The following is an 18,707-nucleotide window of genomic DNA, read 5'->3' on the forward strand; positions in this document are numbered from 1 at the left end:
CAAGACGTCCCTTACGGGATCAAAAGCGACGAATCCCCGTAAGAGAAGAAGCGGTATTTCTGTTCAATGGCATGCGCATAGACCTGTTTCATCCGCTCTTGCCCCATCAGGGCCGAGACCAGCATCAGCAGGGTCGACTTGGGCAGGTGGAAATTGGTCATCAACGCATCGGTCACGTGGAACTTGAAACCGGGATAGATGAAAATGTCGGTGTCACCTTCCCACGGCTCGATCCGACCGGATCGGCTGGCGCTTTCGATCAGTCGAAGGGCAGTTGTGCCGACCGGGATCACCCGGCCTCCGGCTGCCTTGGTGTCGCGGATGTCCTGCGCGGCCGCGGCGCTGACCCTGCCCCACTCTGCGTGCATCTTGTGGGTCGTCACGTCCTCGACCTTGACCGGCAAAAATGTGCCCGCGCCCACATGCAGGGTGACATGCGTGAAGTCTACGCCGCGCGCAGCCAGCGCCTGCATCAGCGCATCGTCAAAATGCAGCGACGCTGTGGGCGCCGCCACAGCGCCGGAATTTCGGGCCCAGATCGTCTGATAATCCGTCTTGTCCTGCTCATCCGCTGGACGTTTGGCGGCGATGTAAGGCGGCAGCGGCATCGCCCCTGCCCGTTCCAGCGCAGCGTCGAAATCCTCGCCCGTCAGGTTGAACCGCAGATAGGCCTGCCCGTCCTCAACCCGGTCCAAAGTCGCGCTCAGTTCGTCCGAGAACTGGATGTCCTCGCCCGGCTTCACTTTCTTCAACGGTTTGATAAGCGCGGCCCATGTGCCGTCGGCCTGCGGGTCGAGCAACGTCGCTTCGATCGCGGCGGACACCGGACCTTGCGCGCTGTCCCGGTGCCTGCGCCCGTTCAGGCGCGCGGGAATGACGCGCGTGTCGTTCAGAACCAAACGGTCACCCGGCTGCAGCCAGTTCGGCAGGTCAAAGACATGCGCGTCCGCGATCGCCTGCCCCTCGGCCACCAAAAGGCGCGCGGACGAGCGCGGGTTGGCAGGTCGCGTGGCAATCAGATCTTCGGGTAGATGGAAATCAAAATCGCTGAGTTTCATGGCCGCGCCATACAAGCCCCAACCGGATTCAGCAACCGCCCATTCAATTGTCCCTGGGGGGTGAACCAAAGGTCTGCTTGGGCTCATCCGGTTTTTGCGGCACGGCATTGGGCCCGTCCGAGACCGTTGGCGCAGGAGCGCGCAGCAGATTGCGCAGGAACAGGGGTGCAAGGCCCGACAGCGGGTTCACCGTCACGCGCGGCTGCGTCAACGGTCCGGTCAGGCGGTAGTTGAACCCAATGACCCCCTCGCCCTTTTTTGTGAAGACACTGCCGATGGCGTTGACCAGATAGATCGGAGAGATCGCCCCTCGCAGATCCAGCATGCCCGCCACCGTGTCAATCGTCCCGTCAAAAGACAACCCGATCGAAGGGCCAACGGCGCTGCCGCTGAGCACCTTGATCTCGGTCGGTGTGATCCGCATCCGGCTGTCTATGGTCGCGAAAAAGATACCTTGCCCCGTCATTTCATCCAACAGACCAACCAAGCTGATCGCGTCCAGCAACGCGGCCATCGCAGGCGCATCGGTAATACGGGTGTTCACGATCTTAAGGATCACGTCATAGTTTCCGGGTGCACTCACCGGTTCCAACTGCAAGTCCAGCCCGCCGCCCCGTGCCTGCGTGATAACCCCAGCCGAGCGCAACACGGCCCCCGCATCATTCGACTTGATGTTCACGGCGCTGCGTCCGTTGCGGGGGCTGACCGCACCACTGACGGCGGCTCCACCATTCACTTGGGACGTAAAGGTGCCGTTTATGCCACCTGTCGTTTGAAACGAGCCTCTGAACCCGGTCAGTGCCACATCTTCGGTTACCTGAAGGCGGTCCAGCAGAACATCCAGCCTTGGACCGGGGCCCGATCCACCTCCGCCGCCGCCGGAGCCCAGGGTCGCACGACCCAGATTCAACACGCCGCCCTGCACCACAATATTGGGCACCGGGCCTCCGCTGTTGATCAGTTCGGCCGGAACGGCCAGCCAATTGCCCAGATCGAACGAGCTGAACCGCATCCGATCAAACTGCCCACCATCTCGGAACGTTATCGACGCCGTGCTGCGCAGCCCCGCCACGTCCAGTTGCAGGTTATCCACGCGCGGTTGTTGTCCCAGCGTTGCGTCCAGCACCATCGTACCGGTCGCCGAAGCGCCTTTGCGCCATCCGAGTTCCGGAATTGCAAGCCCAACCCCCGCCAGATCAGATGTCGCTGTGAGTTTGATGGGCTCGTCCGCGCCGATCCCGACGGTTACATACGCAGTTCCGGTCCCGGTCAGCATCCCCGAGGGCAGCGGCACCTTCAGTTCGCTCATCAACCTTGGGGAAAGTTCGATCTGACCCGTCAGCTGGCTGCGCTGCGGTCCTTCCCCGCCGATGGGCTGCCGCCAGGCAACCTGCATCGGCACCTGACCAAACAGCCCGTTGCCGTCAATTTCCACCTCGGTCTGATTCCCGGTCAGGTTCAACAGACTGGCACTGACCGCGTATCCGGGAACCAGCTTGTCGCTTTGGACATTTTCGATCTCACCAGTGAAGTGAAATTCTGTGTCCTGAAACTTCAGTTCTTTCTTTAACGGCAAGGCCAGTGTTCCCGTCAGGTTGACCTGACCCTCTGCCAGGTCGACCGGCAGGTTCGCCTTGCTCAAAAGGCTGAGCGGCGGCCGGTCGAGCAGCGACAAAGCGGCCTCGACGCTGCCCCTGGCGATGATACGCGCAATCGCTGGTGTTGCGCCCTTGGCGGTTGTGTCGGGTATGATGAATGAGGTTCCGGCCACATCTACTGCACCGCCCTGATCCGCGACAACGATCCCGTGTTCCGCAGTGACGGTAAACCTGTCTTTCAGCAAGCTCAGGCGGCCCTGCCCGTTCTGGATCAACGGCAGAGTTTTGGCGAACCTGATCTGGGCCTGATCGAACCCCACACCTAGGTAGATTTCGGGTGCGTCGCCGGGATGCAGACGCAGTGCGAATTCCACGTCCGAGAACTGACCTTCGTACAGGTTTTCCGCCACCCATTTTCGCGGGTTCGGGGCCAGCGCCTCGGGCCAGTATCGCAGCAGGTTTTCGGACCCCATCTTATCCAGCTGGGCATCCAGCGCGGCTACCCACCCGTCCGGCTGTCCGATCAACTTCCCCGTAGCATGAAGCTCGTGCAAGCCGTCAATAATGGTCAACTGCCCCAGCTCCAGCTCGAACGGGGCCAGTTTCATCTGAAAATCCAGATCGGCACGAGCGGTTTCTAGCGACTCGGGGAACAGGCCGCCGGGATAGATATCAATGCTGTTCAGGGTCAGTTGCGCGGTCAGGCTTTCCAGAACTCCATTCTGGATCCCGTTCAAAAACGCTGTGCCCTCGGCCTGAACGGCCCCCAGGTCCGACACCAAGGACGCTTCGTTGAAATCCAGAACCTGCCGCGCGGGGTCGTAGGTGAAATAGGCGCGTGCCGAGTCAAATCGGATCGGTCGGGTTTCGGGTGTGGGTTGGACCACGCCCGCGTCCAAGTTCAGCGTGGCAAACAGCGGACCCAACGCGGCTTTGCCGTCGACACTGCCGCGGAGCGAGCCGGAAATCGGGGCCTTCAGAACCTGCAACCATCCCAGCGCCACGCTTTGCCCGGCAATATCCTCGGACGGCAGATCAGTGATCGACACGCCAAAGCTGGCCTGCGGACTACCAAGGACGCTGGTATAGTTCGCCTCAATCGTGCTGGCGTAATCCCGCCCGGTCAGGACCGAGAACCCGGTGGCCAGCCGCATCTCATCGCCCTCTCTGGTGGCCGAGATATGACCGCCGTCAAACACCCAGGCCCGGCCAAGCCGCAGATCCTGATAGTCCAGCGTCAGCGACTCCAGATCAATCGAACGCAGCCCCGACAGGATCGGGGACAGAAAGACATCGTCTGACTCTTCAATCAATTGCGCCAGTGTTGGTGCACGTTGCACAGGCGCACTGCCCGAGCCAACCGTCAGCGACAGCGCCCCATCCTCGCCGCGGGTCAAGGCGATCTGCGCGCCGCGCAGAGTGATCCGCCGGGGCCTGATCTGACCGCGCAGCAAACCACGCATCGACAGCCGGGTCCGCAAGTCCGAGACCTGAGCAATCTGCTGACCTGCCGCGTCGCTGATGGTCACATCGGTCAGCCGGATACGAGGCCTCCAATTTTCGTTGACGATGAAACTGGCGTCACCAAACGTGAACCGCAAACCGCCCAGGCTTTGCTCCAGCCGCGTCTCAACACTCTCCTTGACCCATTCGGGGGCGTGCAGTTGCTTTCCAATGACAAAGAACCAGCCAGCCCCGGCCAGCATGCACAACACTATGATGGTTCCGACGAGCCAGCGCGCAGCAATACGACGCCGCGACCGGCGGCGCGCAGGCTTTTGCGGCCGGTCTGCACTTGCGTCTTCGTGCTGAACCAATTTTTTATCCAAGCCTTTCAACCCGCTCGCGTCGCCCTATTATGCCGGACAGCCTTTAAAAACCTTTAGCGGAGTTTCCAATGCCCGACGTTACAGACATCGCCCCTGATTTCACATTACCCCGCGACGGCGGCGGCGAGGTGACCCTGTCGGACCTGCGCGGCGGTTCCGTCGTGCTGTTTTTCTACCCTCGCGATGATACGCCGGGCTGTACCAAGGAATCCATCGGTTTCTCGGAACAACTTCAGGCCTTTGCCGATGCGGGCGCTCAAGTTTTCGGTATCTCGCGGGACAGCGTTGCCAAGCATGACAAGTTTGTCGCCAAACATAGCCTGACCACGCCGCTGTTGTCTGACGAAGGATCGTCGGTCTGCGAGGATTACGGCGTCTGGGTCGAAAAGAACATGTATGGCAAGAAATCCATGGGCATTCAGCGCTCGACCTTCCTGATCGACGCGGACGGAAAGATCGCCAAGGTCTGGCGCAAGGTCAAAGTGCCCGGCCACGTGGACGAGGTTCTGGAAGCGGTGCGCGCCCTGTAACCCTCTCGACCACGGTCGCCATCCGGTTTATGAGCCGCCAACCTCAATCAGCGGAGCAAGCCAGTGCCCAAAACACTGACCCAGATGGCGACCGAAGTTCTGACCATGGCTGATGGTCGCGACAAGACAGCTTTGTCCAAGCGCCACGCCGCCGCATGGTTCGCATCACGCAAGGGGGAGGCCCGCGCGATTGAGATCGGCACCGCAACGCCGCCGCTGAATCCGGCCCGTCCGGATAAACCCGAACTGCTGTCGCCACGCGAAGTTCCCAAGCGCAAACCCGGATCAGAAGCCGGTCGCATTGCCCTGCTGCACGCGGTTGCGCATATCGAGTTGAACGCAGTGGACCTGCACTGGGACATCATCGCGCGGTTCGGTCACGTGCCGATGCCGGTTGGTTTCTACGACGACTGGGTCAAATGCGCCGAGGAAGAGTCGCGTCATTTCGAGATGGTTTGCGATTGTCTGGAAAACATGGGCAGCCATTATGGTGCCCTACCCGCCCATGCCGGGATGTGGCGCGCCGCCGAGGATACCGCCGAGGACCTCATGGGGCGTTTGGCCGTCGTTCCCATGGTGCTTGAGGCGCGGGGGCTGGATGTGACACCGGGTATGATCGACATCTTCCGTAAGGCCAAGGCCGAGCAGGCGATTGCCGCGCTGGAAGTCATCTATGCCGAAGAAGTGGGCCACGTGGCCTATGGCTCAAAATGGTTTCATTTCCTGTGCGGGCGCGAAAACGCCGACCCCAAGGATGTGTTTCACCAGCTTGTACGCAAGTATTTCCACGGCGCCCTCAAGCCCCCCTTCAACGAAGAAAAACGCGCCGAGGCCGGGCTGCCGCCGGATTTCTACTGGCCCCTGACCGAGGGCATGCCGCTGCCGGGCCAAGCCCAATAAACACGCGCAAGTTGACGTTATCGGCAAGTTCTTGCCTAGAATCAGCGGTAAAATCCTGTAACGCCGGGTCGATTGGTTAACAAACTTGCCCAAAGGCCCCTCTGCCTCTATGCACTTCGCCCAAGGGACGGCTATCACTCACGACCGGCCCGATCTTTGGGGATGGAGAGGTAAGACGCGTGAGAACTCGTCTGGCAATCAAAATACACTCACTGCTTGAGCGGCATTTTCCTGAACGCCGTGTATTTCTGAAATCGGACAACGATACCCGGTTCATCCGGCTCAGCTCGGAAACGCAGATCGTCGCCGTTGCTGGTGTCGCTGTTTTTGTAGGATGGACCGCTGTCGCCACCGCGATCCTGTTGATGGACAGCATCGGATCAGGCAACTTCCGGGAACAGGCCAAACGTGATCAGGCGACCTATCAGGAACGTCTTAACATCATGTCCGCCGAGCGTGACATGCGTGCGCAAGAGGCCGTAGCCGCACAAGACCGTTTCAATGCCGCGCTAGAGCAAATCTCGGCCATGCAGTCCGAGCTGCTGGCTTCGGAAAACCGCCGCCGCGAACTTGAGACCGGGATTGAGGTCATCCAGACCACACTCCGCGCGACGATGAAGCAGCGCGAAGAGGCCCGCACTGAGCTGACCAAACTGCAGCAGGAAGCAGGCGACGGCGACATGTATATGGCCGCCGTCGGCAACCCCGAGCAGATGAATTTCATGACCGAAGCGCTGGCGCGCACGGCAGAAGAACGCGACCAGATCGCAGCCAACGCCCAGGACGCGCTGGAACAGCGTGACGATTTGGAACTGGAAATCCGGCTGATGCAGGAACGCAGCGACGAGATTTTCCGCCAGTTGGAAGAGGCGATGGTGATCTCGGTCGAACCACTGGACAAGATGTTCCGCAAGGCCGGTATGCCAACCGACCGCATCATCGAAGAAGTCCGCCGCGGTTACAGCGGCATGGGTGGCCCCCTAACCCCCATCTCTTACAGTACGCGCGGTGAGGAACTGACCCCCGACGAGATCCGCGCGAATGCTCTGCTGCAACAAATGGATCAGCTAAACCTGTATCGCATCGCAGCAGAGAAAGCGCCGTTTGCAAGCCCCGTTAATTCCGTCGTGCGATTCACGAGCGGTTTCGGGACGCGCCGTGACCCCAAAACAGGTGGTCGCCGCATGCACAACGGCGCCGATTTCGCCGGTGCCCACGGCACCGACATCTTTGCCACCGCAGACGGCGTTGTCACCCATGCGGGATGGCAGTCCGGATTTGGTCGGCTGGTAAAAATTAAGCACGCCTTCGGAATTGAGACACTTTATGCCCATAACACAAAGATACGTGTGAAGGTTGGTCAAAGGGTCTCGCGCGGGGATCATATTGCTGATATGGGTAGCACCGGACGGTCAACCGGCACGCACCTGCACTATGAAGTGCGCGTGAACGGAAAACCTGTTAACCCAATGACTTACATCAAGGCTGCGAGAAATGTTTTCTAAGAGCAAAATCAACGAGCCCTCGTCCGCTGCACCCGAGGCGGCAAAACCTGCCGCTCCGGCGACACCGGCCGCGTCTGCACCGACAGAAAACAAGGCCAGCACCGCGCCCAAGCCCAAGCCGCCGGCGTCGGTTCTGTCCTCGGACCTGCATATCACGGGCAACCTCAAGACCTCGGGCGATATCCAGGTTGAAGGCACTGTCGAAGGCGATATCCGTGCACACCTGCTGACCATCGGTGAGACCGCGACGATCAAAGGCGAAGTCACTGCTGATGATGTCGTAATCAACGGCCGCATCGTGGGTCGCGTGCGTGGCTTGAAAGTCCGCCTGACCTCGACCGCACGTGTCGAAGGCGACATCATCCACAAGACCATCGCAATCGAAAGCGGTGCGCATTTCGAAGGTTCGGTTCAGCGTCAGGACGATCCCCTGAACCCTGGCCGCAGCGGCAAGGGTGGTGCAAACCCGGCCGCAGAGGTCAAGCAGTAACGCTGACCACCTGAATTGGTTTGGAGCGCCGCGGGGAAACCTGCGGCGTTTTTCTTTCGCCCACCCGGATGGGATTTCCGGTTTCAACCGGGGGCCTTGCGCCTATAGTGACCCCCATGCTGTTCTTCTTTCTCGCCCTGGCACTTATCGCTGGCTTCGTTCTGTATCGCCACTGGTCCAAATCCCAGAAGCGCCAACAGCTACTGTCCACGCCCTTGTCGGATCACCAGCGCCAGATCATCGAAGAGCATGTGCCGCTGATCCGCCGCCTGCCGCTGGACTTGCGGGTCAAACTGGACGGCAAGGTAAACCTTTTTCTGAATCAGGTCCGCTTCTTTGGATGCGAGGGGTTGGAGGTCACGGAAGAGATGGAACTGGCCATCTCTGCACAGGCTTGCCTGCTGATCGTGAACAGTGATCTGTGGTACGACAACCTGACAACCATCCTGATCTACCCCAACGCCTTCAAGTCGCGGCAACGTCGGCAGGATGGCTATGTGATCAGCGAGAAGGAAATCGTCCGCACCGGGGAAAGCTGGGACCGCGGTCCGGTGATCCTGTCCTGGCGACACAGCGAGTTGGGCGCGCTGAATGACCATGACGGGCAAAACGTGGTTCTGCACGAATTCGCCCATCAGATCGACGACCTTTCAGGCGGCACCAACGGCGTTCCGATCCTGAGTGACGGTCAGACCTTTGCCGAGTGGGAGCGGGTCTTTCTGACCGCCTACGACGCCCATGTCCACGCGGTCGAGCATGGACGGCACACCGTCATCGACCCCTATGGCGCGACCGGTCATGAAGAGTTCTTTGCCGTCTCGGTCGAGGTATTTTTTGAAAAGCCCCGAGCGCTCAAATCTGAGGTGCCGGAGGTTTATGATCAACTGTCCAAGTTGTTCCGTCTGGACCCGGCAGAGTGGGTCTGACCGTGTTTCTTAGGATTGGGCTCCTGCGGCCTTCTCAGCCAGATCACATAAAATTTAACAAAATCTGATTTTTGACCTACACTGAAACCATTGTTTTCTGGAGGACTTTTGATGTCATCAAAACTCATCGCTGAATTCTTTGGTACATTTTGGTTGGTGCTTGGAGGCTGCGGAAGCGCGGTTCTGGCCGCAGGAGTGGCCGATGTGGGCATCGGCTGGCTGGGCGTTTCCTTTGCCTTCGGCCTGACGGTTTTGACCATGGCCTACGCGGTCGGGCATATCTCAGGCGGGCATTTCAACCCGGCGGTCAGCCTTGGGCTGATGATCGGCGGGCGGTTCCCGGCCAAAGATCTGATCCCCTATTGGATCGCTCAGGTGATCGGCGCGATAGCCGCCGCCGCCGTTCTGTATCTGATCGTCAGCGGCGCGCCCAACTTTGAAGGTGTCGGCAGCTTTGCATCGAACGGATATGGCGCTGCGTCGCCCGAAGGGTATTCACTGACATCAGCCCTGGTGATCGAGATCGTGATGACCGCGTTCTTTGTTATCGTCATTCTGGGCGCGACATCCAACTTTGCCCCAGAAGGTTTTGCCCCAATCGCCATCGGTCTGTGCCTGACGCTGATCCACCTGATTTCGATTCCGGTGACGAACACGTCCGTGAACCCGGCCCGCTCGACAGGCGTTGCCTTGTTTGCAGATGGTCCGGCCTTGGCGCAGCTATGGCTGTTTTGGGTCGCGCCCCTGATCGGTGCAGCCGTCGGAGCGTTGATCTGGAAAGCAATGGGCGACGACTGAGCCGCCCAAAAAGGAAAGACCCCGGCGCGTCAAACACGTCGGGGTCTTTTCTTTAGTCAATTACGGTGACCTTTTTCATCACATCCGGCTGGCCGATGACGGCGCCGTTCTGGCCTTCGCCACGTTTGATTGCATCCACGACATCCATGCCTTCGGTGACCTGACCGACAACCGTGTATTGCCCGTTCAGGAACGGACCCGGAGCAAACATGATGAAGAACTGCGAGTTGGCGCTGTTCGGGTCTTGTGCCCGCGCCATGCCAACAACGCCCCGGTCATAGTTGAAGTCCGAGAACTCAGCGGGCAGATTTGGACGGTCCGAACCGCCAGTACCCGCACGGCGCATGTCGCTGCCCAGACGGCCATGCTCGACATCACCGGTTTGCGCCATGAAGCCGTCGATCACGCGGTGGAATACCACGCCGTCATACTTGCCTTCGGCAGCCAGACTCGAAATCTGTTCAACATGCTTGGGGGCAAGATCATCGAATAGGTCGATGGTGACGGTGCCATTGGCCCCCTCGCCTTCGATCTCAATCTCAAGACCTGTGGCCAGCGCGGGGCTGGCCAACAGGGCAAATGCAGCGGCGAGCTTATACATCAGCCGCCACCTTGACGCTGATCATCCGATCGGGGCTTGCTGGCGGCTCGCCACGGGTGATCGCGTCCACATGCTCCATCCCGTCGATGACGCGGCCATAGACCGTGTACTGACCGTTCAGGAAGTGATTGTCCTTGAAGTTAATGAAGAACTGCGAGTTGGCCGAGTCCGGGTTTTGAGACCGTGCCGCACCCAGAGTACCGCGGTCATGCGGCAGCTTCGAGAATTCCGCCGGAACGTTGGGCAGAGACGACCCACCGGTGCCCGCCATACGGATGTTGAACCCGTCTTCCATATCACCGTGCTGGACGTCTCCGGTTTGCGCCATGAAGCCGTCGATCACACGGTGAAAGGCCACGTTGTCATACTCGCCACCGCGCGCCAGTTCCTTCATGCGAGCGCTGTGTTGGGGGGCCACGTCGGGCAACAGCTCGATGACGACATTGCCGCCTTTCAGCTCGATGATAATTGTGTTTTCGGGATCTTTGATCTCGGCCATGAGGCCCTCCTGTCGTTTGGTCTTGGCCAAATAACTATGCGCCGGGGGCGTGAATGCCAAGTGACGCATTGACCTGAGGGCAAAATGAAGGAAAAGAACCGCCTAAATCACTTTCACAATTGTCGAGGATTGCGCGATGGGCTGGAAAACACTGGACGATATGGACCTGAACGGCAAGCGCGTGCTGGTGCGCGTGGACATCAACGTGCCGGTGGTCGACGGGGTTGTCACCGACGCCACGCGGATCGAACGCATTGTACCAACGGTCAAAGACATTCTGGCCGCTGGAGGCAAACCAATCCTGCTGGCGCATTTTGGACGTCCGGGCGGAGAACGCCGCCAGAACCTGTCGCTGAAGCAGCTTGTTCCCACATTGGAAGCCGCATTTGGCACCACAGTCCGCTTTGGCGATGACTGCGTCGGGATCGAGGCAGAAACCGCTGCCGCAAATCTGGCCGCTGGCGAAGTTCTTTTGCTGGAAAACACGCGGTTTCACGCGGCAGAAACCAAGAACAGCCCTGAGCTGGCCGCGGGCATGGCTAAGATGGGTGACATTTATTGCAACGACGCTTTCTCAGCCGCACACCGCGCCCATAGCTCGACCGAGGCACTGGCTCGCCTGTTGCCCGCCTGCGCGGGTCGTTTGATGCAACAAGAGCTGAGCGCGCTTGAGGCCGCTCTAGGCACGCCCAAGCGCCCTGTAACTGCCGTTGTGGGTGGGGCCAAGGTTTCGACCAAGCTGGACCTGCTGGGCAACCTGATCGAAAAGGTAGACTACCTGATCATCGGTGGCGGCATGGCCAACACCTTCCTTGTCGCGCAGGGCGTAAATGTCGGTAAGTCGCTGGCAGAGGTGGCGATGAAGGACACCGCCTCCGAAATTCTGGCAAAGGCCAAGACGACCGGATGTGAGATCATTCTGCCGCGCGATATTGTTGTAGCCGAGAAGTTTGAGGCGCACGCACCCAATCAAGTTCTTCCTGCCGACCAGTGCCCGGAAGACAGCATGATCCTGGACGCAGGCCCGGAAACCGTTGCCGCGATCACCGAGATTTTTGAGAAAAGCCAAACCCTGATCTGGAACGGCCCGCTGGGCGCCTTCGAGATCGAACCGTTCGATGCCGCTACCAACGCCGCCGCCCTCGAAGCAGCAGAGCTGACGCAGGCTGGCAAGCTGGTATCGGTCGCAGGTGGAGGAGACACGGTGGCCGCGTTGAATGCATCCGGGGCGGCCAAGGATTTCTCGTATATCTCGACGGCTGGTGGCGCATTCCTGGAATGGATGGAAGGCAAAACCCTGCCCGGCGTTGCAGCACTGGACCAATAACCCCTTTCTGGCTGGCAATCGGCATTCGTGGTACTCTCCTGCAAACCGGGAGATGGGCCATGAAAGCCGTTGCCACCCTTGCTGTTATTCTTCTGCCCACTGTTTCCGGCGCGCAGTCCCATTGCGCCGGCCAAACTCAGATCGACGCCACTTTCTGCGCCAAAGAGAAATGGGAAATCGCGGATAACGAGCTGAACCGCCTCTGGAAAGAGATCAAACCAGCGGCGGATACGCGCGGAACCGGACAGGCTTTGTTGAACGAACAGCGCGCCTGGTTGAAACGCAGGGATGCAACCTGTGACCCCGAACTCAAAAGCGATGGCAGTGCTGCGCAGATGTTCTATTGGGCCTGCATGGAAGAGCAGACCCTAAAGCGAAATCAGGAACTGGCCACTTGGCGTTGATGCGATATCTGCGCGGTCACTGCCCGTAGAAGATCACATTTTTTCGTCGAACGCCAAAAAGTGCGAATCGAGGGATTCACAAGCCGAATCACCTATGACATAGTGTTCGCAGATGTCCGCAAAGGGCACGTTATTGAGGCAGACTTCATACGGCGGTAAACAGAGTGTCCCGTTCCCATCGGCCCGGTTTGGGCGCAGTTGCATTCTTCATGGTGGCGTTCATGCTAGGTGTGTATTTCACCTTTGCTGCCGTGCAGGGCGACTATGGCCTGTTTCGGCGGGTCGAGATTGCAGCGGAACGGGACGCCCTGTCGCGCGACCTGGCAAAGCTCGAAGCCGAGATCGCAGAGATGGAAAACCTTACGCGCCGCCTGTCTGACACGTATCTTGATCTTGACCTCCTGGATCAACAGGCGCGTTCAGTGCTGGGCATGATCCGCTCGGATGAGATCGTCATCCGCTGATCCGGGCCGCATCCCTCCTTCACATCCCAGTCACGCATCGCATCTGATCTACGCATTTGGGCCAATCCAAGCGCGTTCCGACGCTGCGTCACATTTACTCTCGCCAGAACGCAGGAAATGCTTTATGAGATAGTTTAACGCTAAACTATCTTGCCGAGAGGGGGAGATCGCCACAATGGCTGCGCGAAAAACCACAAAGAAACCAAACGTTTCAGCGGAAGAACTTACCACCTATTACCGTGAGATGCTGCTGATCCGCCGATTCGAGGAAAAGGCCGGTCAGCTGTACGGCATGGGATTGATTGGCGGTTTCTGCCACCTTTACATCGGTCAGGAAGCGGTTGTCGTTGGCCTTGAAGCCGCGGCAGAAGAAGGTGACAAACGCATCACCTCATATCGCGATCACGGTCACATGCTGGCGTGTGGCATGGACCCGGGCGGCGTGATGGCCGAACTTACCGGGCGCATCGGAGGACTGTCCAAAGGTAAGGGCGGTTCGATGCATATGTTCTCGAAGGAAAAGCACTTCTACGGTGGCCACGGCATCGTTGGCGCCCAGGTTCCGCTGGGTGCGGGTTTGGCCTTTGCTGACAAGTATAAGGAAAACGGCCGTGTCACCTTCACCTATTTCGGTGATGGCGCAGCAAACCAGGGCCAGGTCTACGAGACGTTCAACATGGCTGCCCTTTGGGAATTGCCTGTCGTGTTCGTGATCGAGAACAACCAGTACGCTATGGGTACCGCACAAGCACGCTCGACCTCATCGGCCGATATTTACCATCGTGGTCAGGCCTTTGGGATACCCGGCGAAATGGTCAACGGCATGGATGTGCTGGCCGTCAAAGCAGCCGGCGAAAAGGCCGTCGCGCACTGCCGCGCGGGGAAAGGTCCGTATATCCTTGAGATCAAGACCTACCGTTACCGAGGCCACTCGATGTCCGACCCGGCCAAGTACCGCACCCGCGAAGAGGTTCAGAAGGTTCGCGAACAGAGCGACCCGATCGAGCACGTCCGCGAACTGCTTCTGACCGGAAAGCATGCGACCGAGGATGATCTGAAGGCGATCGACAAAGAGATCAAAGAGATCGTCAATCAGGCCGCCGAATTCTCGAAAGAAAGCCCCGAGCCTTCCGTCGAAGAGCTCTGGACTGATATCTACGCCTGAGAGGACGATTAAGACATGGCAACCGAAATTCTCATGCCCGCCCTTTCGCCCACAATGGAAGAGGGCACGTTGGCAAAATGGCTCATCAAAGAAGGCGACACCGTATCCAGCGGCGACATCATGGCCGAGATCGAAACCGATAAGGCGACGATGGAGTTCGAAGCCGTCGATGAAGGCATCGTCGGCAAGATCCTGATCGCGGAAGGCACCGAAGGGGTCAAGGTGAACACCCCCATCGCGGTGCTGGTGGAAGAAGGCGAAGACGCCTCGGCCATTCCCGCGGCGGCACCCGCAGCCGCGGCGGAGACCGAGGCCGCCCCTGCGGCGGTTGAGGCCCCCGCCCCTGTCGCTGCCGCTCCTGCTGCGCCTCAGGTGGACCTGTCCCCGGACTGGCCGGCAGATGCACCAATGATCCAGCAGACCGTGCGCGAGGCGCTGCGCGATGCGATGGCCGAAGAAATGCGCACGGACGAAGATGTCTACCTGATGGGCGAAGAAGTCGCCGAGTATCAGGGCGCCTACAAGATCAGCCAGGGCATGCTGGACGAATTCGGCTCCAAGCGCGTGATCGACACCCCGATCACCGAGCATGGTTTTACCGGCATCGCCGTCGGCTCGGCCTTTGGCGGACTGAAGCCGATTGTCGAGTTCATGACCTTCAACTTCGCCATGCAGGCGATCGACCAGATCATCAACTCTGCCGCTAAGACACTTTACATGTCCGGCGGTCAGATGGGTTGTCCCATCGTGTTCCGCGGCCCGAATGGTGCCGCTGCGCGCGTGGCGGCCCAACACTCGCAGGACTACGCCGCATGGTACATGCAGGTGCCTGGTTTGAAAGTGGTGATGCCTTACTCCGCAGCCGACGCCAAAGGTCTGCTGAAATCGGCAATCCGTGACCCCAACCCGGTTGTGTTCCTGGAAAACGAAATCCTCTACGGTCGCTCATTCGACATGCCACAGGTGGATGACCTGACGGTCCCGCTAGGCAAAGCGCGTATCTGGCGCGAGGGCACGGATGTGACCATCGTCAGCTTTGGTATCGGGATGCAGTTCGCCCTGGAAGCCGCCGACAAGCTGGCCGAAGAGGGGATCAGCGCCGAAGTGATCGACCTGCGCACCATCCGCCCGATGGACACTGGCGCGATCATCAACTCGGTTATGAAAACCAACCGTCTGGTGACCGTCGAAGAAGGCTGGCCGCAAGGCTCGGTCGGCAGCTACATCAGTTCCGTGGTGATGCAAGAGGCGTTCGACTATCTGGATGCGCCGGTCATCAACTGCACCGGCAAGGACGTTCCGATGCCCTATGCCGCGAACCTTGAAAAACTGGCGCTGGTGACCACCGATGAGGTGATCGCTGCCGTTAAGCAAGTGACCTATCGGTAAGGAGCGACAAACAGATGCCTACAGAAATTCTGATGCCCGCGCTTTCTCCGACCATGGAAGAGGGCACGCTTGCCAAATGGCTGGTCAAGGAGGGCGACACAGTCTCCTCCGGCGACCTGTTGGCCGAGATTGAAACCGACAAGGCCACGATGGAGTTCGAGGCTGTTGATGAAGGCACCATCGGCAAGATCCTGATCCCGGAAGGCACCGAAGCCGTCAAGGTCAACACCGCGATCGCAGTTCTGCTGGAAGAGGGCGAAAGCGCCGACGACATTGCGGCCACGCCGGCCAAAGCTCCTGAGGCGGCTCCTGCCGCCGCGGGCAACGAGGCTGCCGCGCCTGCGGCACCCGAGGCGCCCGCCCCTGCCCCGGCCGCTCCGGCCAAAGCGGATGGTGGTCGTATCTTCGCCTCGCCGCTGGCCCGTCGCATTGCAGCCCAGAAAGGGCTGGATCTGGCTCAGATCACAGGCTCCGGCCCGCACGGTCGCATCGTGAAAGCCGATGTTGAAGGCGCAACAGCAAGCGCACCCGCTGCCGCCCCGGCCGCTGCAGCCGCGCCTGCCGCCGCTGCACCTGCGGCCGCACCCTCCGGTCCGTCGGCGGATATGGTCGCGCGGATGTACGAAGGTCGCGAATACGAGGAAATCCAACTGGACGGCATGCGCAAGACCATTGCCGCGCGCCTGTCCGAAGCCAAGCAGACGATCCCGCATTTTTACCTGCGCCGAGACATCAAGCTGGACGCGCTGCTCAAATTCCGCAGCCAGCTGAACAAGCAGTTGGAAGGCCGCGGCGTGAAGCTGAGCGTCAACGACTTCATCATCAAGGCCGTCGCCAACGCGCTGCAACAGGTTCCCGCCTGTAACGCGGTCTGGGCCGGTGATCGGGTTCTTCAGCTGAAACCTTCGGACGTGGCCGTTGCGGTCGCAATTGAGGGCGGGCTGTTTACTCCGGTTCTGCAGGATGCCGACACCAAATCTCTGTCAGCACTGTCGACCGAGATGAAGGATCTGGCCGCCCGCGCCCGCGAGCGCAAGCTGGCCCCCCATGAATATCAGGGCGGCACGTTTGCGGTTTCAAACCTCGGCATGTTTGGCATCGACAATTTCGACGCCATCGTGAACCCGCCGCACGCGGGTATCCTGGCGGTCGGTACTGGCGTCAAAAAGCCGGTTGTCGGCGATGACGGAGAGCTGACCGTGGCGACCGTTATGTCGGTCACCATGTCGGTCGATCACCGGGTGATCGACGGAGCTTTGGGCGCTGAACTGCTCAAAGCCATCGTGGAGAACCTGGAAAACCCGATGGTCATGCTGGCCTAACAAAGATCACAGGCCGCGCCAAATTCAAATCGGCGCGGCCTATCCCGATCACAACCGTGATGTGAGCGTCTGTGATCGCCGCACAAGTTGCGACCTTGCGCACCTCTGACCACCTTGCTTGTCAAGAGACCTCAAACACAGGTGCGCTATGCCCCGCATATATCCGGCTATCCCATTTCTGATTGCGGCCCTGGCGGTCGGCCTGCCCGCGTCAACACTCGCAAAACCCAACACCTATCCCGGTGAGCATTCAGCATTTACCTCTGACCCCGTCGAAACCGCAAAAAGACAGGCCGAGCGTGCGAAGCGCAAGGAAGAAAGAAAAAAGCGGCGAAAGGAGAAACGGAACAAGCGGTTGAACAAGAACGATCAACCGCTTTAACTCAGGTAACTTACTGGTCTTTGCCCAGCATGTGATCCATTGAGATCGCGGGCTGATCGCACCCGGCCTCACCCACGATCTTGGCTGGGATACCGGCAACGGTCTTGCAGGCAGGAACCTCTTGCAAAACGACCGAGCCTGCCGCGATCCGGCTGCAGTGGCCAACCTCGATGTTACCAAGAACCTTGGCGCCCGCACCGATCAGCACACCATCGCCGATTTTGGGATGACGCTGCTCTTCTTCCTTGCCGGTCCCGCCCAGCGTCACCGAATGCAGCATTGAGACATTGTCGCCGACGATGGCCGTCTCACCGATCACGATGGAATGGGCGTGGTCGATCATGATCCCCTTGCCGATCTTTGCGGCAGGGTGGATGTCAATTCCGAAAATCTCGGACGAGCGCATCTGGAAGAAATACGCTAGATCATAACGTCCCTTGCGCCACAGCCAATGCGCCACGCGATAGGCCTGCATGGCTTGATACCCTTTGAAGTACAGAATTGGCTGCAACAGCCGGTGGCAGGCCGGGTCGCGTTCGTACACGGCCATCAGGTCGGCACGTGCGGCTTCGATCAACGACGGATCGTTGGCATAGCCATCGTCCACGATCTCGCGCAGGACCATCATCGACATTTCGTTCGAGCACAGCTTGGCGGCAATCCGGTACGACAGTGCGCGTTCCAGGCTGCGGTGATGCAGAATACAGGCGTGCACCAACCCGCCCATCAGCGGCTCTTTTTCCACGGCTGCCTGAGCTTCGGCCGTGATACGATCCCAAACAGGGTCGACAGGGGTCACGTGACTGCGCGTTTCGAACATGGCTTTTCATCCTTTGCTGCGCCTAGGATGCCATTTAGTGGCAAAAAGACCAAACGCAAACCCGTGATCTGCAAGGTAACGGAAATGAATGAAACACAATTGGCCGGGTTCAAGGCCCGGATACTCGCCCGATTGGCCGAGCTGGCCGAGCATTCAGCGTTGGGGCATGAAGCTCAAGCGGTGGTCGATCTGGACCAACAGGCCGTTGGGCGCCTGAGCCGGATGGACGCCCTGCAAAACCAAGCCATGGCCAAGGCACAGCAGGCAAATCGAGACGTTGAGACGCTCAGGTTAAAGGCTGCATTGGGCCGGGTTGAAGAGGGCGAATTCGGCTATTGCGAGGACTGCGGCGAAGAAGTTCCAGTCGGTCGTTTGGAACTGGACCCTGCCGCCAGCAAATGTGTCAGTTGCGCCTCCGGGTAACGTGGAAGTGAACCAGACACCGCAGAACCATCTCAAAACACTGACAATATTGCGGGTCGTCAAAGTTGGGTTCGTCGGCCAAGGACCGCGTACGCGCCGCCATCATCAGGGATCCATTGCCAAACTGCGGATGCAAACACCCGGTCTGGCCGACGTGAATGTCGGCCAGTTCAGCTTCGCGCAGCATCGTGGTGCACAGATATTCACGAGACGCAGGCGGCGCGTTCAGAAGAACCCGCGCCGCCGCACTGACATCGCCATGCAGGATAGGTCGCAT

Annotated in this window: 19 protein-coding genes; 13 read left to right on the forward strand and 6 right to left on the reverse strand. The window is 59.5% G+C overall.

What is annotated here, in order from left to right:
- Positions 1-11: 11 nt before the first annotated feature.
- The gene (gene queA, locus ACR0MV_RS04070; RefSeq protein ID WP_170427949.1) at positions 12-1,058 is read right to left on the reverse strand and encodes a tRNA preQ1(34) S-adenosylmethionine ribosyltransferase-isomerase QueA; all 1,047 of its coding nucleotides are present in this window, start codon (positions 1,056-1,058) and stop codon (positions 12-14) included.
- 43 nt (positions 1,059-1,101) lie between these two features.
- Entirely contained in the window at positions 1,102-4,485 is a 3,384-nt protein-coding gene (locus ACR0MV_RS04075) for a YhdP family protein (RefSeq protein WP_480701064.1), read from the reverse strand.
- A 68-nt stretch (positions 4,486-4,553) separates the two neighbouring features.
- Here ACR0MV_RS04075 and ACR0MV_RS04080 point away from each other — a divergent pair, with 68 nt between their 5' ends.
- The 6 genes from ACR0MV_RS04080 to aqpZ all read left to right on the forward strand — a co-directional run bounded on the left by ACR0MV_RS04080 (position 4,554) and on the right by aqpZ (position 9,634).
- Positions 4,554-5,015 (forward strand): peroxiredoxin, encoded by a 462-nt coding sequence (locus ACR0MV_RS04080; protein ID WP_170468539.1) that lies wholly within the window; start codon positions 4,554-4,556, stop codon positions 5,013-5,015.
- 84 nt (positions 5,016-5,099) lie between these two features.
- Positions 5,100-5,915, forward strand: coding sequence for a ferritin-like domain-containing protein (locus tag ACR0MV_RS04085; RefSeq protein ID WP_480701243.1), 816 nt, complete (start codon positions 5,100-5,102; stop codon positions 5,913-5,915).
- Positions 5,916-6,094: 179 nt separating this feature from the next.
- Complete coding sequence (locus ACR0MV_RS04090) at positions 6,095-7,420, forward strand: DUF5930 domain-containing protein (RefSeq protein WP_480701065.1); 1,326 nt, start codon at positions 6,095-6,097, stop codon at positions 7,418-7,420.
- A complete protein-coding gene (locus ACR0MV_RS04095) occupies positions 7,410-7,910 on the forward strand; it encodes a bactofilin family protein (protein WP_480701066.1) in 501 nt (166 codons plus the stop codon). The genes ACR0MV_RS04090 and ACR0MV_RS04095 overlap by 11 nt, the downstream gene beginning before the upstream one ends.
- Positions 7,911-8,026: 116 nt before the next feature.
- Positions 8,027-8,836, forward strand: coding sequence for a M90 family metallopeptidase (locus ACR0MV_RS04100; RefSeq protein ID WP_475202550.1), 810 nt, complete (start codon positions 8,027-8,029; stop codon positions 8,834-8,836).
- A gap of 111 nt (positions 8,837-8,947) precedes the next feature.
- Positions 8,948-9,634, forward strand: a complete 687-nt coding sequence (aqpZ, locus tag ACR0MV_RS04105) for an aquaporin Z (protein ID WP_170468545.1) — start codon at positions 8,948-8,950, stop codon at positions 9,632-9,634.
- Positions 9,635-9,686: 52 nt separating this feature from the next.
- On the opposite strand, the gene ACR0MV_RS04110 is transcribed toward aqpZ, so the two are convergent.
- Positions 9,687-10,235: a peptidylprolyl isomerase gene (locus ACR0MV_RS04110; RefSeq protein WP_480701067.1), complete on the reverse strand. Its 549-nt coding sequence runs from the start codon at positions 10,233-10,235 to the stop codon at positions 9,687-9,689.
- On the reverse strand, positions 10,228-10,734 hold the full coding sequence (locus ACR0MV_RS04115; RefSeq protein ID WP_170427969.1) for a peptidylprolyl isomerase: 507 nt from the start codon (positions 10,732-10,734) through the stop codon (positions 10,228-10,230). The genes ACR0MV_RS04110 and ACR0MV_RS04115 overlap by 8 nt, the downstream gene beginning before the upstream one ends.
- Positions 10,735-10,870: 136 nt before the next feature.
- On the opposite strand from ACR0MV_RS04115, the gene ACR0MV_RS04120 reads away from it, so the two are divergent.
- From ACR0MV_RS04120 to ACR0MV_RS04145, 6 genes are all read left to right on the forward strand, one after another.
- A complete protein-coding gene (locus ACR0MV_RS04120; RefSeq protein ID WP_480701068.1) occupies positions 10,871-12,061 on the forward strand; it encodes a phosphoglycerate kinase in 1,191 nt (396 codons plus the stop codon).
- A gap of 59 nt (positions 12,062-12,120) precedes the next feature.
- On the forward strand, positions 12,121-12,465 hold the full coding sequence (locus ACR0MV_RS04125) for a lysozyme inhibitor LprI family protein (RefSeq protein WP_170427975.1): 345 nt from the start codon (positions 12,121-12,123) through the stop codon (positions 12,463-12,465).
- A 164-nt stretch (positions 12,466-12,629) separates the two neighbouring features.
- A complete protein-coding gene (locus ACR0MV_RS04130; protein WP_170427978.1) occupies positions 12,630-12,929 on the forward strand; it encodes an FtsB family cell division protein in 300 nt (99 codons plus the stop codon).
- 175 nt (positions 12,930-13,104) lie between these two features.
- Positions 13,105-14,094, forward strand: coding sequence for a pyruvate dehydrogenase (acetyl-transferring) E1 component subunit alpha (pdhA, locus tag ACR0MV_RS04135; RefSeq protein ID WP_170427981.1), 990 nt, complete (start codon positions 13,105-13,107; stop codon positions 14,092-14,094).
- 15 nt (positions 14,095-14,109) lie between these two features.
- Positions 14,110-15,483, forward strand: a complete 1,374-nt coding sequence (locus ACR0MV_RS04140; protein WP_475202542.1) for a pyruvate dehydrogenase complex E1 component subunit beta — start codon at positions 14,110-14,112, stop codon at positions 15,481-15,483.
- Positions 15,484-15,497: 14 nt separating this feature from the next.
- Complete coding sequence (locus ACR0MV_RS04145; RefSeq protein ID WP_170427988.1) at positions 15,498-16,805, forward strand: pyruvate dehydrogenase complex dihydrolipoamide acetyltransferase; 1,308 nt, start codon at positions 15,498-15,500, stop codon at positions 16,803-16,805.
- A gap of 392 nt (positions 16,806-17,197) precedes the next feature.
- Here ACR0MV_RS04145 and cysE read toward each other — a convergent pair whose 3' ends face one another.
- The gene (gene cysE, locus ACR0MV_RS04150; protein ID WP_170427991.1) at positions 17,198-18,007 is read right to left on the reverse strand and encodes a serine O-acetyltransferase; all 810 of its coding nucleotides are present in this window, start codon (positions 18,005-18,007) and stop codon (positions 17,198-17,200) included.
- A gap of 84 nt (positions 18,008-18,091) precedes the next feature.
- On the opposite strand from cysE, the gene ACR0MV_RS04155 reads away from it, so the two are divergent.
- Positions 18,092-18,430: a TraR/DksA family transcriptional regulator gene (locus ACR0MV_RS04155; protein WP_170427994.1), complete on the forward strand. Its 339-nt coding sequence runs from the start codon at positions 18,092-18,094 to the stop codon at positions 18,428-18,430.
- Here ACR0MV_RS04155 and ACR0MV_RS04160 read toward each other — a convergent pair.
- The gene (locus ACR0MV_RS04160) at positions 18,411-18,707 is read right to left on the reverse strand and encodes a DUF7742 family protein (protein WP_170427997.1); all 297 of its coding nucleotides are present in this window, start codon (positions 18,705-18,707) and stop codon (positions 18,411-18,413) included. The two genes, ACR0MV_RS04155 and ACR0MV_RS04160, sit on opposite strands and share 20 nt — an antisense overlap.

The sequence above is a fragment of the Ruegeria sp. BC3 genome, from assembly GCF_056539265.1.

Bases quoted from the DNA above. Each gene is read 5' to 3' on its own strand.
- ACR0MV_RS04115 (WP_170427969.1), bottom strand. From the start codon at position 10,734: ATGGCCGAGATCAAAGATCCCGAAAACACAATTATCATCGAGCTGAAA.
- pdhA (WP_170427981.1), top strand. From the start codon at position 13,105: ATGGCTGCGCGAAAAACCACAAAGAAACCAAACGTTTCAGCGGAAGAA.
- ACR0MV_RS04140 (WP_475202542.1), top strand. From the start codon at position 14,110: ATGGCAACCGAAATTCTCATGCCCGCCCTTTCGCCCACAATGGAAGAG.
- cysE (WP_170427991.1), bottom strand. From the start codon at position 18,007: ATGTTCGAAACGCGCAGTCACGTGACCCCTGTCGACCCTGTTTGGGAT.
- ACR0MV_RS04125 (WP_170427975.1), top strand. From the start codon at position 12,121: ATGAAAGCCGTTGCCACCCTTGCTGTTATTCTTCTGCCCACTGTTTCC.
- ACR0MV_RS04110 (WP_480701067.1), bottom strand. From the start codon at position 10,235: ATGTATAAGCTCGCCGCTGCATTTGCCCTGTTGGCCAGCCCCGCGCTG.
- ACR0MV_RS04145 (WP_170427988.1), top strand. From the start codon at position 15,498: ATGCCTACAGAAATTCTGATGCCCGCGCTTTCTCCGACCATGGAAGAG.
- ACR0MV_RS04160 (WP_170427997.1), bottom strand. From the start codon at position 18,707: ATGCGACCTATCCTGCATGGCGATGTCAGTGCGGCGGCGCGGGTTCTT.
- ACR0MV_RS04080 (WP_170468539.1), top strand. From the start codon at position 4,554: ATGCCCGACGTTACAGACATCGCCCCTGATTTCACATTACCCCGCGAC.
- ACR0MV_RS04100 (WP_475202550.1), top strand. From the start codon at position 8,027: ATGCTGTTCTTCTTTCTCGCCCTGGCACTTATCGCTGGCTTCGTTCTG.
- ACR0MV_RS04095 (WP_480701066.1), top strand. From the start codon at position 7,410: ATGTTTTCTAAGAGCAAAATCAACGAGCCCTCGTCCGCTGCACCCGAG.
- aqpZ (WP_170468545.1), top strand. From the start codon at position 8,948: ATGTCATCAAAACTCATCGCTGAATTCTTTGGTACATTTTGGTTGGTG.
- ACR0MV_RS04120 (WP_480701068.1), top strand. From the start codon at position 10,871: ATGGGCTGGAAAACACTGGACGATATGGACCTGAACGGCAAGCGCGTG.
- queA (WP_170427949.1), bottom strand. From the start codon at position 1,058: ATGAAACTCAGCGATTTTGATTTCCATCTACCCGAAGATCTGATTGCC.
- ACR0MV_RS04085 (WP_480701243.1), top strand. From the start codon at position 5,100: ATGGCGACCGAAGTTCTGACCATGGCTGATGGTCGCGACAAGACAGCT.
- ACR0MV_RS04155 (WP_170427994.1), top strand. From the start codon at position 18,092: ATGAATGAAACACAATTGGCCGGGTTCAAGGCCCGGATACTCGCCCGA.